The sequence below is a fragment of the Geminicoccus flavidas genome, from assembly GCF_009806515.1.
GTDB classification, from domain to species: domain Bacteria; phylum Pseudomonadota; class Alphaproteobacteria; order Geminicoccales; family Geminicoccaceae; genus Geminicoccus; species Geminicoccus flavidus.
In genome coordinates, this window is the sequence record NZ_WUJP01000413.1 from 1 (window position 1) to 13,007 (window position 13,007).

General features: G+C 69.3%; 13 protein-coding genes and 1 pseudogene. 3 read left to right on the forward strand and 11 right to left on the reverse strand.

What is annotated here, in order from left to right; translation table 11 throughout:
- Positions 1 to 300 (forward strand): annotated as a pseudogene (locus EQG76_RS11645) (hypothetical protein); the annotation flags it as partial.
- Between the two features lie 108 nt (positions 301 to 408).
- Entirely contained in the window at positions 409 to 624 is a 216-nt protein-coding gene (locus EQG76_RS11650; RefSeq protein ID WP_159713531.1) for an NINE protein, read from the forward strand.
- Between the two features lie 303 nt (positions 625 to 927).
- Here the strand turns inward: EQG76_RS11650 and EQG76_RS11655 are convergent, their stop codons facing one another.
- The 7 genes from EQG76_RS11655 to EQG76_RS11685 are packed head-to-tail and all read right to left on the reverse strand — an operon-like array spanning position 928 to position 8,700.
- On the reverse strand, positions 928 to 2,511 hold the full coding sequence (locus EQG76_RS11655; RefSeq protein WP_159713533.1) for a GMC family oxidoreductase: 1,584 nt from the start codon (positions 2,509 to 2,511) through the stop codon (positions 928 to 930).
- 1 nt (position 2,512) lies between these two features.
- The gene (locus tag EQG76_RS11660) at positions 2,513 to 3,538 is read right to left on the reverse strand and encodes a branched-chain amino acid ABC transporter permease (protein ID WP_159713535.1); all 1,026 of its coding nucleotides are present in this window, start codon (positions 3,536 to 3,538) and stop codon (positions 2,513 to 2,515) included.
- Positions 3,539 to 3,569: 31 nt separating this feature from the next.
- The gene (locus EQG76_RS11665; protein WP_159713537.1) at positions 3,570 to 4,454 is read right to left on the reverse strand and encodes a branched-chain amino acid ABC transporter permease; all 885 of its coding nucleotides are present in this window, start codon (positions 4,452 to 4,454) and stop codon (positions 3,570 to 3,572) included.
- A 2-nt stretch (positions 4,455 to 4,456) separates the two neighbouring features.
- Positions 4,457 to 5,173, reverse strand: coding sequence for an ABC transporter ATP-binding protein (locus EQG76_RS11670; RefSeq protein WP_159713539.1), 717 nt, complete (start codon positions 5,171 to 5,173; stop codon positions 4,457 to 4,459).
- Positions 5,166 to 5,966 carry an ABC transporter ATP-binding protein gene (locus EQG76_RS11675; RefSeq protein ID WP_159713541.1) on the reverse strand — a complete coding sequence of 267 codons (801 nt, stop codon included), beginning with the start codon at positions 5,964 to 5,966 and terminating at the stop codon, positions 5,166 to 5,168. The genes EQG76_RS11670 and EQG76_RS11675 overlap by 8 nt, the downstream gene beginning before the upstream one ends.
- Positions 5,967 to 5,974: 8 nt before the next feature.
- The gene (locus EQG76_RS11680) at positions 5,975 to 7,270 is read right to left on the reverse strand and encodes an ABC transporter substrate-binding protein (protein WP_159713543.1); all 1,296 of its coding nucleotides are present in this window, start codon (positions 7,268 to 7,270) and stop codon (positions 5,975 to 5,977) included.
- A 29-nt stretch (positions 7,271 to 7,299) separates the two neighbouring features.
- The gene (locus tag EQG76_RS11685; RefSeq protein ID WP_159713545.1) at positions 7,300 to 8,700 is read right to left on the reverse strand and encodes an amidase; all 1,401 of its coding nucleotides are present in this window, start codon (positions 8,698 to 8,700) and stop codon (positions 7,300 to 7,302) included.
- Positions 8,701 to 8,856: 156 nt separating this feature from the next.
- Here EQG76_RS11685 and EQG76_RS11690 point away from each other — a divergent pair, with 156 nt between their 5' ends.
- Positions 8,857 to 9,813 (forward strand): LysR family transcriptional regulator, encoded by a 957-nt coding sequence (locus EQG76_RS11690; RefSeq protein ID WP_159713547.1) that lies wholly within the window; start codon positions 8,857 to 8,859, stop codon positions 9,811 to 9,813.
- Here the strand turns inward: EQG76_RS11690 and EQG76_RS11695 are convergent.
- The 4 genes from EQG76_RS11695 to EQG76_RS11710 all read right to left on the reverse strand — a co-directional run.
- Positions 9,799 to 11,223, reverse strand: a complete 1,425-nt coding sequence (locus EQG76_RS11695) for a DHA2 family efflux MFS transporter permease subunit (protein ID WP_235031326.1) — start codon at positions 11,221 to 11,223, stop codon at positions 9,799 to 9,801. The two genes, EQG76_RS11690 and EQG76_RS11695, sit on opposite strands and share 15 nt — an antisense overlap.
- Positions 11,224 to 11,282: 59 nt before the next feature.
- Positions 11,283 to 11,738: an NUDIX hydrolase gene (locus tag EQG76_RS11700; RefSeq protein ID WP_159713549.1), complete on the reverse strand. Its 456-nt coding sequence runs from the start codon at positions 11,736 to 11,738 to the stop codon at positions 11,283 to 11,285.
- A 366-nt stretch (positions 11,739 to 12,104) separates the two neighbouring features.
- Entirely contained in the window at positions 12,105 to 12,623 is a 519-nt protein-coding gene (locus EQG76_RS11705; protein ID WP_200840752.1) for a gluconokinase, read from the reverse strand.
- On the reverse strand, positions 12,620 to 13,007 hold a 388-nt coding region (locus EQG76_RS11710; RefSeq protein ID WP_200840753.1), incomplete at its 5' end, for a ribose-5-phosphate isomerase A. The genes EQG76_RS11705 and EQG76_RS11710, both read right to left, overlap by 4 nt.

The following is a 13,007-nucleotide window of genomic DNA, read 5'->3' on the forward strand; positions in this document are numbered from 1 at the left end:
GCGCCCCTGGACCTCGTCGGCCTGCGCGGTGCGTGTGGCGTGAAGGCAGCGATGACCCGGATCCGGGATGGGCACGGCCTGCCGTGGCGCATCGTGTTCCACGGCGGCTCGGGATCGAGCCTGCAGGCCGCGGTGGAGGCCGGGCTCGGCATCACCGGAGTCGGCCGCACCCATGTGCCCGCCCGCTGCACCGTGCTGCGCGGCCTGCCCGCCAGCCGTGGTCGGGCTGCACACCCGCCTGCCCCCCAGAGGGACGCGCTATGCTGGGCATTTTCGCTAGTCGGCCGCATCGCCACCTGATCCGCTTGGACTATGCGCCGGGCTGCCCACATGCGAGTGATCCCCGGAACCATTTCCCCACCGGCGGTCTTGTAGAGATCGCCCCTCGCTTTCGGAGCTGTGACACGCATGAAGTCGGTGAGCACCTCGTTCTGGCTCTGGCTGCTGTGCATCTTCGGCTTTTGCGGCATCCACCGCTTCTACCTGGGCTTCATCTGGACCGGCCTGCTCTGGCTGTTCACCTTCGGCCTGCTCGGCATCGGCCAGATCATCGACCTGTTCCGCCTGCGCGGCCTCACCACCATGTCCAACATGGAGCGGCAGCTCGAGCGCAGGAGCTTGTGACCGGCTGGGCTTATAGGATCCGGTGCCTAGTCTATGCTATCCTGCGCCGCTCCAGCCGCAGGATGCCGCCCGCCACCGCCCCTGAATCGCGTTTTGCACAAACGAACCCGAGAACCGCAACAACGTATTCTGCATCAATAGTTTAGCCATCGTGGCAGGTACGCGGCGGGTGACGGAAGAGCCCGAGGACGGCACCGCCTCCCGCTCTTTGCCGTCATCCCCGCGCATGCGCGGGGATGACAAGTCGGTGGCCTTCCCATCCGCCAGCGACGAACGAAGCCGGCACGACCCGGCGCCCTTCGGTCAGCCCGCCCGGATGAACGAGGCGCAGCGCTCGGCCACCATGATCGTCGCGGCGTTGGTGTTGCCGGAGATCATCTTCGGGAACACCGAGGCGTCCGCGACCCTGAGGCCGTCGATCCCGCACACCTTCAGCTGCGGGTCGGTCACCGCCATGGGATCGGTGCCCATCCGGCAGGTGCAGGCCGGGTGGTAGAGGGTGGTGCAGTGGGCGCGGACATAGTCGGCGATCTCGGCATCGCTCTGCCCCTCGGCAGACGGCGTGATCTCCTGATCGATCACGTCGGCGAGCGGCTGCGAGGCGGCGATTCGCCGGCTGATCTTCACGCCCTCCACCAGGGTGGCTAGGTCCTGGCCGCTCGGGTCGGAGGCGAAGTAGCGCGGATCGAGGCAGGGATGCTCGATCGGGTCGGCCGAGCGCAGGGTCAGCTCGCCCCGGCTGTTCGGCCGCTGCAGCGTGGTGTGCAGGGTGACGCCCGGCCGCGACGACAGATAGCGGGCATGGTCGCGGTTGGCGGCAATGACGCCATAGAGCTGCAGGTCCGGCTCCGCCACGTCCGGCCGGCTGCGCACATGGCCGCCGGCCGCCGCCCAGTTGCTGGTGATGGCCCCGGTCCGCCTGGTCGACCACTCGTCGATCGCGGCGCGGATCTCCTCGCCGGTCATCCCGCCGATGCCGAGCGGTTCCTTCGTGTGGAAGGTGACCGGCACGTTGATATGGTCCTGCAGGTCCTTGCCCACGCCCGGCAGGTCGTGGACCACCTCGATGCCGTGCGGGCGCAGCTCGTCGGCCGGGCCGATCCCGGACAGCAGCAGGAGCTGGGCCGAGCCGATCGAGCCCGAGGCCAGCACCACCTCGCACGAGGCATAGGCGATCTGCGGCCGGCCGTTCTTCAGATACTCCACGCCGACCGCCCGGCCGTTCTCGACGATCAGCCGGGTGGTCAGCACGCCGGATTCGACCGTCAGGTTCGGGCGCTGCAGCGCCGGCTCCAGATAGGCCTTGGCCGTGCCGAACCGCTGGCCGTTCTTGAGGAAGAGCTGGAACAAGCCGCAGCCTTCCTGCGAGGCGCCGTTGAAGTCCTCGTTGAGCGGGATGCCGGCATTCTGGCAGGCCTGGAGCCAGAGCCGCTCAGTGGCGTCCACATAGGGGACGTCCATGATGTTGAGCGGCCCACCCGTGCCGTGCCACTCGCTGGCGCCGAAGCGCTCGTTGTGCTCCGACGCCTTGAACACCGGCAGGACGTCCCGCCAGGCCCAGCCTTCCGCCCCCATGGCGGCCCAGCCGTCATAGTCGGATGGCAGGCCGCGGATATAGATCATCGCGTTGAGGGCGCCCGAGCCGCCGATCATCTTGCCGCGCGGCCAGAAGATCCGGCGCATCCGGCAGCCCGGCTGCGGTGCGGTGTGGTAGCCCCAGTCCACCTCGGTGTTGACCATGGTGATCCACATGGCCGGCATCTTGGAGGGGAGCGGCGCTGATCGGCCCGCTTCCAGCAGGAACACCTTGCGCCCCGGGTCCTCGCTGAGCCGGCCGGCCATCACGCAGCCGCCGGTACCGGCACCCACCACGATCGTGTCGAACATGCTACGTCCCTGATTTGGCGAGTTCCGTGGCCCGGCCTGATGCCGGGCGCAGCCGCGCCATGACGCCCTCGACCAGCCCGATCACCCCTTTGGGCATCAGCACCATCGCGGCGGCGATGATCAGCCCCAGGCCCAGCGTGCGGTACTCGCCGCCGACCTCGCGCAGCGCCTCGTCGGCCAGCACCAGGATCACGGCACCCACCAGCGGCCCCCAGAGCTTGCCGATCCCGCCCACCACCGCGATGGCGATGATGAACATGAGGGTGGAGAGCGACAGCACGCCCGGGCCGATCGCCTGGAAATGCGCGGCATAGAGGCCGCCTGCGAGCCCGGTGAAGAAGGCGGAGGCGCCGAACACCAGGAGCTGGGTGGAAAACCGGTTGATCCCGCGCGCCACGGCACAGCCCGGATTGTCGCGCAGCGCCTGGAAGGCCAGGCCCAGCGGCGAGCGGATCATCGCCCAGGTGAAGCCCATGGTGACCAGGAACAGGGCGGCGACGATCGCGTAGTTCGCGACCACGTAGTCGCCCTTGAAGATCGCCCGGGTGCCGAGATCGCCGAACCGGGCGAAGCCCACTGCACCACCGGTGAACTGCCGGCAGGTGGCGCCCTGCATGACGAAGCAGTCCGTGTCGGTGACGATCAGGAGATACATGACCTGGGCGACCGCGAGCGTCAGCAGGGCAACATAGGCGCCGGCCAGACGCAGGCAGGCCAAGCCGATGATCAGGCTGAACAGCACCGTGCCCACCGCCGCCATCGGCATGGCGAGCCACATCGACCAGTCCAGGTAGAAGCCCAGCATCGCCGTGGCGTAGCCGCCGAACGCGAACAGGGCCATCTGCCCGAGCGAGAACACCCCGGCGAAGCCGAACAGCAGGTTCCACTGCGATGCGACGATCGCGTAGAACAGGGCCAGGATCACCTGGCCCAGCACATAGCGGCTGTCGGCCACGAACGGCAGGGCGGCAAGCGCTGCCAGCACGATCAGGCCGAAGACCAGATGGCCACGGTCGGCACGACTCATCCCAGCACCCCCTCCTCCAGCCAGGCCACCGTCACAGCCGCCGCACCGCGGCACGGCCGAACAACCCGTCCGGCCGCCAGATCAGCACCAGGATGACGATCGCCAGCAGCAGCGGAAAGCCCCAGCGCGCGCCCAGCCCATAGCTCGCGAACGCTTCGATCAGCGCCAGCACGAAGGCCGCGCCGATCGCACCCGGCAGGTTCCCCAGCCCGGCCACCACGCACATGATGAAGGCCTTGAGCATCGGATCGGCACCCAGCGTCGGCGAGAGCTGGGTGATCGAGCTCACCAGGAGGCCACAGGTGCCGGCGATGCCCCCCGACAACGCCAGCACCTGCAGATAGACCCGCCCGACCGGCACGCCCAGCAACTGGGCGGCCTCACGATGCTGGGCCGTGGCCCGGATAGCACGACCCGCCCGGGTTCGCGCAAGGAAGAAGGCGGTGGCGGCCATCAGAACCAGCACCACGGCGACGATGAGGACATTCTGCCACGGTACGAAGATGCCCCCCGCCTGCAGATGCCCCGGCAGTGCGATCGACTGGCCGAACGGCTGCCCGCCGAAGATCAGCAGGACCGCGTTCTCCAGGGCGATCGCCACGCCGAACGTGGCGATGATCACGTTGGTCTCGAAGCTCCTGGGTGCCCGGGCCAGCAGCGGCTGGGCGACCAGCAGGTAGATCGCGGCCCCGATCAGCGCACCCACGGCGACCGGGGCCAGCACCGCCACCGGCCAGGGCGCACCCAGCAGGGTCGCCAGCGTGAAGGCGGCATAGCCGCCGATGGTGAGCAGCGCGCCATGAGCCATGTTCAGCATGCCGAGCGCGCCCCAGACCAGGGACAGGCCGATCGTGGCCAGGGCATAGAGCGCGCCGGTCGTGATGCCGGCGACGAGGACCGGCCCCAGGATCTCCACCGTCAGCCTCCGAGATAGGTCTCGAGCAGCTCGTCGCGCTCGAGCAGGTCATGCGGCGGCCCGGACCAGACGATCCTGCCATTGTCGAGCAGATGGATGGCATCGGCCAGGTCCGCGACCCGCGCCGGGTTCTCCTCGACCAGGAGGATCGTCCGCCCCGACGCCTTGAGCCGGGCGATCACCTCGTAGACCTGCTCGATGATGATCGGGGCCAGGCCCAGGGACGGCTCGTCGATCAGCATGACCCGCCCGCCCATCATCAGGCCGCGGCCGATCCCGACCATGCGCCGCTCGCCGCCCGACAGCGAGGAAGCCAGCTGGTCGCGCCGCTCGGCGAGCCTCGGCAGGAGCGCCTCCACTTCCTCCAGCCGCCGCCGGATCACCGCCTGGTCGGTCTCCAGATACGCGCCCATCAGCAGGTTCTCGTGGACGCTCATCTGTGGGAACAGGAGGTCGCCCTGCGGGACATGGACGACACCGGCCGCCGCCACCTGGTGCGGCGCCAGGCCTGCCAGCTTGCGGCCGAACAGGCGGATGACGCCCTTACGGGTCGGCAGGAGGCCGGAGATGGCGCGCAGGAGCGTGGTCTTGCCGTGACCGTTCGGCCCGACCACGGTCACCAGTGCGCCTTCGGCCAAGTCCAGCGAGATGCCGGCGAGCACGTCGCGGCGGTCATAGCCGGTGACCAGCCCCTCGATGGCCAGCGCCGCCTCAGCCATGCGCGGCTTCGCTCTGGAAGAAGCGCCGCAGCCGCTTGGTGGTAGCAGCACCCAGGTAGGTCTCGACCACCTTCGGGTCCTCCGGCACGCCCTCCGGCGGACCCTCATAGATCGAGCGGCCCTGGTGCATGATCATCACCCGGCTGGAGAGTTGGAGGAGGAAGCGCATCACGTGCTCGATCAGCACGATGGTGAGGCCCTGCTGGCGCAGCCTGCGCACGACGTCCACCACCCGGTCGATCTCGTGCGGGTTGAGCCCGCCCACCGGCTCGTCCAGCAGCACCACCTTGGGCTCCGTCGCGACCGCGCTGGCGATCATCAGGAGCTTGCGCTCCAGCACTGGCAGCTCGCCAGCCGGCCGCGACGCCACCGCCTCCAGCCCCAGCAGTTCGATCGCCGCCTCACTGCGCCGCAGCGCTCCCGGCCCGAACCGGAAGCCCGGCAGCCCGCGCCGCGCCTTGCCGAAATAGGCGGCCAGCTGGATGTTGTCGCGCACGCTCAAGCTGTCGAAGGCGGCATTAAGCTGGAAGGTCCGCACCAGCCCCATCTGGCAGATCCGGTCCGGCAGGGCGCGGGTGACGTCCACGCCCTGCACGAGCACCCGGCCATGCGTCGCGGGTGCGATCCCGGTGATCACGTCGAACAGTGTGGTCTTGCCCGCCCCGTTCGGCCCGCCAATGCCCAGCACCTCGCCCGGCCGCACCGAAAGTGATAACCCGTCCACGGCCTTCAGCGAGCCATAGTGCTTGCTCACCCTCTCGCAGACCAGGAGCGACGCACCGGCCTCCGCCATCGTGCCGCTCAGGCCTTGAACCAGGGCGGCAGCACGAACCGGTGAGTCGCGTAGAACTCCGGCGCGATCAGGCGCGGGTCGGTCGTATGGTCCTGGTGTTGCAGGAACTGGTGCGGCATGCCGAGCGAGGGGTCGCCGATCTGGGTCGGGTAGCAGTAGCCGGACTGCCCGTCCGGGTCGCAGCGATACGTGCCGTTCACGCCGCGATAGATCAGCCGGCGCATCGCGGCTGCGACCTTCTCAATCTGCTCGCGGTCGAACGGCTCGCCCGGTCCCCCGGCGATCGCGGCGGACAGCGCGTAGTGCCAGAGCCCGTCATAGGTCTGCGAGCCGGTGATGAAGGCCGAGTTCGGCCCGAACTTCTCTCGGTACTTCTGGCGATAGCCCGCTGAGAACTCGTCGGGCAGGCAGCCGATCGTGGTCGAGTAGATCACCCCGTTGACCGCCTCCTTGCCGATCTCGCGGAAGGCCGGCAGCGAAGGGCCGTACTGCATGTAGACCAGGGAGTTGGTCGGCTGGGTGAGGAACTGGACCATGAACTGGGCCAGGTCCTGCGGCAGGAAATGGGTGACGATGATCGCGGCCGGCGGGTCCTGGCGCAGCTTGGCGAGCGTCGGGCCCCACTGGTTGGTCGGGAACGGCACGGTCTCGAACAGGCTGACGGTGAAGCCGTATTCCTCGGCCTGCGCCTTTACCGCATTCGCGATCACCACCGAATACTCATTAGCGGACGGCACGATCGCGATCTTGTTGTTCGGCGCCTGCCACTGGCCGCTGTCGATCAGGTTCTTCAGGAACAGGAGACAACCAGGGCCGTAATAGTACTCCGGTGGGTCGCCCTGGAAGCAGCCGTAGTAGCGCTCCGGGTCGCTCTTGAACTTCTCGTTGTGCGAGATCAGCGTGTTGTAGTGGACGAAGATGACGTCGTTGTCGGCGGCGACGTCCATCTCCACCATGTTGGTGCCGGTGTTGTAGCCGTTGATGATCGCCGGCACCTCATGACGGTCGATCAGCCGCTGTATGGCCTGGGTGACGACGTCCGCCCCCATGTCCTTGGTGTCCTCGATATGCAGCTCGATCGGCCGGCCGAGGATGCCGCCCGCCGCGTTGATCTCCTCCGCGGCGAGTTCCAGCCCGTTCCGGAACTCGATGCCGTCGGCGGCAGCGTAGCCCGACAGCGGCAGGGCCGAGCCGATCGGGATGGGATCGCCCTCGGCGCGCGCCTCCCGATTGATCGAGGCCAGCATCATCGCGGCACCGCCCAGTGCCGCGGAGCCCTTCAACAACGCGCGCCGGTTCGTCATGACGTTCCCCCCAAACGCTTCTTAGCCGATCAGCCCCTCGCGATTCCTGCCGTTTCGAAGGCCTCGGCCACGGCCAGCACGCGCCCGTCCTGGCCGCGCGCCCCTACGATCTGCAGCCCGATCGGCAGCCCGCCCCCGGTCCTGCCCGCCGGGATCACCGCCGCTGGCTGCTGGGTCAGGTTGATCGGGTAGCTGAAGCCGGCCCACTCGGTCCAACGGCCGAGGCCCGAATCCTCCGGCACCTCCAGCCCGGCGGTGAAGGGCAAAATGGCCGCCCCCGGCGAGACCAGCACGTCGAAGCGGGTGAGCGCTGCGTCCATGGCGATGCCGAACGCCGCGCGCATGCTGCTGGCGCGGATGAACTCGGCGGCCGTGATCTTCAGCCCGGCGTCCGCGATCGCCTGGAAGCCGGGGTCGTGCTTGGCCCGGGCTCCGGCCGGCACCATCTCGCGCCTGGCCGCGGCACCGGAGAACCAGAGGGTCTGGAACACCGCATGGAGGTCCTCGCCCGGCAGGTCGAACGGCTCGACCTCCGCACCCGCCGCCGCCAGCGCCTGCACCACCTGGTCGATGCGCGCCGCCACCTCCGGATGGACGCTGCCAGATGGCGGCCGGCTCCAGTAGCCGACCTTCAATCCGGCGATCTTCTCGGCCGCGGCGGCCAGGCTCGGGAAGGCGCCCGGCTGCTGGTACCAGTCGCGCGGATCGGGTCCGGCCATGACCGCCAGCATCGCCCTGGCATCTGCCACGGTGCGGGTCATCGGCCCGATATGGGCGACCGTGCCGAACGGGCTCGCCGGATAGGCCGCGACCCGGCCAAAGCTGGGCTTCAGCCCGACGATGCCGGTAAACGTCGAAGGGATCCGGATGGAGCCACCGCCATCGGTGCCCAGGTGGAACACCCCGGCACCCACGGCCGCCGCCACCGCGGCCCCGCCGCTGGAGCCGCCGGGCGTGACGTCCGGCCGGTGCGGGTTGCGGGTGACGCCGAAGCCGGGGCTGTCGGTCAGCGCCTTCCAGCCGAACTCCGGCGTGGTGGTGAGCCCCAGGAAGACCAGGCCCGCCGCACGCATCCGTGCCACTGACGGCGCATCCTCGGTGGCCTCGACCGCCGGCACCGACACCGTGCCGTAGCGCACCGCCTGGTCCTTCATCCAGACAATGTCCTTGATGGTCGCCGGCACGCCGTCCACCTCGGACAAAGGCGCCTTTTCCTGCCAGCGCCGCTCCGATTCCCTGGCCTGGGTCAGGGCACCCTCATGGTCGATCCGGGTGAACGCGTTGAGCTCGGGCTGGACCGCCTCGGAGCGATCGAGCACCGCCTTTGCCACCTCGACCGGGGAGAAGGTGCCCTTGGCATAGCCGGCGGCCAGCTCGGCAGCGCTCATCCGGCAAAGTTCGCTGGCCCCGGCGAGGGGGTCGCGTGGCATCGTCATCCGGTTCCGGTCCCTGTCGTTCTTGTGCGGCGGAACGGTAGCGACATCCCGTTCTCCCACAAAATGTATAATTGATATTGTCCTTGTACATTCGGTGGCGGAGTTTGCCCGGGCCGCGATCATCCCGGCGAGCCTGCCCAGGACGAAGGCATGCGCCTGAGCCTCCGCCAGATCCGCTATGTCGCCGAGGTCGCGAGGCTCGGCAGCATCCAGGCCGCCGCCCGCAGCCTCGCCATCTCGCAGTCGTCGATCCTGGCCGCGATCGCACGGGCGGAGGAGGCGGCCGGCGGTGCGGTGTTCGACCGCCGGCCGGCCCGGGGCGTCACCGTCACGCCGGTGGGCGAGCGGTTTCTCCACGCCGCGCGTGGGCTGCTCGCCGCCCAGGCGGAATTCGCCCGGGCGATCGACGTTCTGGCCGAGGGCACCCCGCCCGCGGTGCGGATCGGCTGCTTCGAGCCGTTCGGGTCCCTGTTCATGACCAGCGTGGTGCGCCGCTACCTGGACGAGGTCGGCCCGGTGGAAGTGTCGCTGATGGGCGGCAACCAGTCCGAGATGCACGACTGGCTGGCGGCCGGCATGGTCGACGTGGCCGTGGCCTACGACATCGGGCCGAGCTTTGCCGCGAGCCGCACGCCGATCTGCGGAGTGCCGACCCACGCGATCCTGCCGGCCAGCGACCCGCTGGCGAGCCTGCCGGCCGTCCGCATCATGGACCTCGCCGAGAGGCCGCTGGTCCTGCTCGACCTGCCGCACACCTCACACTTCCTCCTGGCGGTGTTCGAGCTCTATGGCCGCCAGCCAAGGGTGCAGATGCGCACCCGGACCTATGAGACCGTGCGCAGCGCGGTGGCGGCAGGCCTGGGTGTTTCGGTCCTCAACATGCGGCCCCTGTCCAGTTCCTCGCCGGACGGGCGCGGCCTGGTGCGCCGGCCGATCCTGGACGAACTGCCGGTGCCGACCCTGATGGTCATGGACATCTACGGCGCCCACAAGCCGCGCTTCGTCCGCCGCCTGATCGCGCTCATCCAGCGCTTCTTCGCCGAAGCGGGCCCGCGCAGCTTCGCGGTCACCCTGCCGGAGCGCGAGAGCTCGCTACTTCGGCCCTGAGCCGGAGGTGGGACCGCGGATGCCGCCGCGCACCAGCGCCGCCCCGGCATCGGCGGGCAGTGCGAGGAACACCGGCAGGGCGGACAGGGCGACCAGGCCGGCGCACAGGAAGGCGAACCGGAACTCGGCGACGCCCAGCTCCCCGGCACCATGCAGCCAGCGGGCCAGGTCCAGCGACACGGCCGCGATCGTCACGCCCAGGGAGACGGAAACCTGCTGGACCACGCTGGCGATGCTGGTCCCCTGGCTCTGCCGCTCGTCGGGCAGGTCGGCCATCGCCAGCGTGTTGAGCGAGGTGAACTGCAGCGAGCGGGTGAGCCCAGCTAGCACCAGCACTCCCGCCATCACCAGCCAGGGCGTGCCGTGGCCGAACAGGATCGGCGCCACCAGCAGGACCGCGCTGATCCCGACATTCACGATCAGCACCTGGCGGAAGCCGAACCGGTCCAGCACTGGCCGGGCCAGTGGCTTCATCAGGAAGGCCCCGAATGCCGTGGCGAAGGTGGTGAGCCCGCTGGTGAGCGGGTCCAGGCCCAGCGCCAGCTGCAGGAGCAGGGGCAGCAGGAAGGGCGTGGCGCCGGCCCCGGCGCGGAACAGGAACCCGCCCAGCATCCCGGCGCGAAAGGTGTCGATCCGCAGGAGCCGGAGGTCGAGCAGCGGGTGGGCATGGCGCAGCGCATGGCGAACATAGAGCCAGCCGGTGACGAGGCCGGTCAGCGCCAGGAGGCCCGCCAGAAGCAGCGGCCGGTCGCCCGTGCCGAAGAACGCCTCGGCCGCCACCACCGAGGCCAGGCAGACTGCCAGTAGGCCGAAGCCCTGCAGGTCGAAGCCCGGCACGTCCCGCGCGTCGATCCTGGGCATCAGGAACCAGGCCGCCACCAGCGCCAGGGCACCCACCGGCAGATTGATCCAGAAGATCCAGCGCCAGTCGGCGACCGTGACGATGAAGCCGCCCACCGGCGGGCCCAGCAGCGGGCCGATCAGCGCCGGCATGGTGAACCACGCCATCGCACCCACCAGCTCGTGCTTGGGCACCAGGCGCAGGATGACGAGGCGGCCGACCGGCACCATCAAGGCACCGCCCATCCCCTGCAGCGCGCGCCCGGCCACCAGTTCCGGCACGCTACCGGCTAGGCTGCACAGGAGCGAGGCGGTGCAGAACAGCACGATCGCGAGCGTGAACACCCGCCGCGCGCCGAACCGGTCGGCGATCCAGCCGCTGGCCGGCACGCACACGGCGAGGCTGACCAGATAGGTGGTGAGCGCCAGCTTCAGATGGACCGGGTCGGTGCCGAAGTCCGCCGCGATCGTGGGCAGCGCCGTCACCAGGACGGTGCTGTCCAGATTCTCCATGAACAGCGCCGCCGCCACCACGACGATCACCAGACGCTGACGCGCGTTGCCCGACAAGCCCTGCCACCTCCAGCGGGGCGCGGCACCCCTTCAGGGGGCGCCTCGTGCTGCCGCAGTCACGCTGCCGCGGAAGGCGCCCGGCTGGTAGATAGTGCGGCCTCGCGCTCCAGCCACGTCCGAAGCTCGGCCAGGATGTTCACGAGCCCGTCCGGCTCCGCCCTGGCCACCGCCTCATCCAGCGGATACCAGCGGCGCTCGCGCTGACCCTTTTCTGGCCAGTCGGGCAGCTCGCGCTCGACGTCCAGGCGGAAGACCTCGATCTCGTACGCGACCGCGTTGCCATCGGCGCGGCGCTTGAAGTCGCGGTAGCGGCCGAGCGGCTGGCGGTCGATCCGCCCGAGCAGCCCCGCCTCCTCGAACGCTTCGCGCGCCGCCAGCTTGTGCGGCGCCACGCCCTTCTCGGGCCGCCCCTTGGGAATGATCCACCGGCCGGCGCCGCGCGAGGTCACCAGCATGATCATGGGCTCGCCCTCGTGAACGGCGACCGGCACCGCGCCGTACTGAATGCGCACCGGTCTCCCGTCCTTTCCCGGATAATTCAGCCAATTCAACTCGCAAGATAGTGAACCTCCGGCGCATCTTCCAGGCCGGCGGCGATTGCGGGGCGAGTTGTCCACTCATTCGTGGCAGCCGAACAACATTCCACCGCCCAACCCGGTTCCGGAACGTGCCCGATCATGCGGGATTGCAGTCGACGGTCAGTCGAACCCGCCGGGAATATATTCTACAGCCCGCCCCTTTCTCGCACTGGACTAGGTGGACGGAGGCATCCGAGTGGATTCGTGCTCATCTTCTGGCGCTTCGTGACAGCTCGATGACAACCGGCAATGGCTGAAGAGACGGTCACCATCTCGCGCACCGCGCACATCGCCGCTCGGTCAGCCCTCGCGCATGGCTTCGCCGACCAGGCGCAGCGCCTGGTCCACCATCTGGTCGATGTGCAGCCCGATATCGACCACCAGCGGCCGCTCGTCCGGCCCGGGCGGCTCCAGCGTCTCGATCTGGCTGTCGAGCAGGCTGGTCGGCATGTAGTGGCCCTTGCGCTTGGCCATCCGCTCCGCGATCACCGACTTCTCGCCGTCCAGGAACAGGATCCGCACGCGCTCCCGGTCGCCCACCACCTTGTCCCGATAGATGCGCTTGAGCATCGAGCAGGTGATCACGCCGGATTCGCCTGCTGCCAGCCGCGCGTCGATCCAGGCGGCCACCTTGTCCAGCCAGGGCCAGCGGTCCTCGTCGGTGAGCGGGATGCCCCTGGACATTTTCGCGACGTTCGCCGCCGGGTGCAGCGCGTCGCCTTCCTGGCTCGGCCAGCCATGCTTCTCGGCGATCGCCTCGGCGACTGTGGTCTTGCCGGAACTGGTGACGCCCATCACCACCACCACGAGGTTCTTCATCGAGTTCCCTGATCCTCTCTACTTATTGCTGTGGGCATCAGCGTGCGCACGCCGTCCGGCTCCGCCACCAGCACCCGTTCGGCCCGGTCGATGAACAGCCCCGTCTCGACCACGCCCACCAGCAGCTTCAGCATCCGGTCCAAGGCCGGCGGGTCGGCGATGGTTCCAAAGGCGCAGTCCAGGATGAGATTGCCGCCATCGGTACGAAAGGGCGCAGCCTCCCCGCCGCGCAGCACCGGCTGTCCGCCCAGGGCGGCGATCTGTCGGGCGCTGGCCTGCCAGCCGAACTCGACCACCTCCACCGGCACGGGCAGGGTCAGCCGGTCTGACAGCTTGCGCCCGTCCACCACGATCACCAGCCGGGCGCTGGCCGCCGCCACGATC

Excerpts from the sequence above, each read along its gene's own strand:
- EQG76_RS11650 (WP_159713531.1), top strand. The coding sequence starts at position 409 with ATGAAGTCGGTGAGCACCTCGTTCTGGCTCTGGCTGCTGTGCATCTTC.
- EQG76_RS11655 (WP_159713533.1), bottom strand. The coding sequence starts at position 2,511 with ATGTTCGACACGATCGTGGTGGGTGCCGGTACCGGCGGCTGCGTGATG.
- EQG76_RS11660 (WP_159713535.1), bottom strand. The coding sequence starts at position 3,538 with ATGAGTCGTGCCGACCGTGGCCATCTGGTCTTCGGCCTGATCGTGCTG.
- EQG76_RS11670 (WP_159713539.1), bottom strand. The coding sequence starts at position 5,173 with ATGGCTGAGGCGGCGCTGGCCATCGAGGGGCTGGTCACCGGCTATGAC.
- EQG76_RS11675 (WP_159713541.1), bottom strand. The coding sequence starts at position 5,966 with ATGGCGGAGGCCGGTGCGTCGCTCCTGGTCTGCGAGAGGGTGAGCAAG.
- EQG76_RS11680 (WP_159713543.1), bottom strand. The coding sequence starts at position 7,270 with ATGACGAACCGGCGCGCGTTGTTGAAGGGCTCCGCGGCACTGGGCGGT.
- EQG76_RS11685 (WP_159713545.1), bottom strand. The coding sequence starts at position 8,700 with ATGCCACGCGACCCCCTCGCCGGGGCCAGCGAACTTTGCCGGATGAGC.
- EQG76_RS11690 (WP_159713547.1), top strand. The coding sequence starts at position 8,857 with ATGCGCCTGAGCCTCCGCCAGATCCGCTATGTCGCCGAGGTCGCGAGG.
- EQG76_RS11705 (WP_200840752.1), bottom strand. The coding sequence starts at position 12,623 with ATGAAGAACCTCGTGGTGGTGGTGATGGGCGTCACCAGTTCCGGCAAG.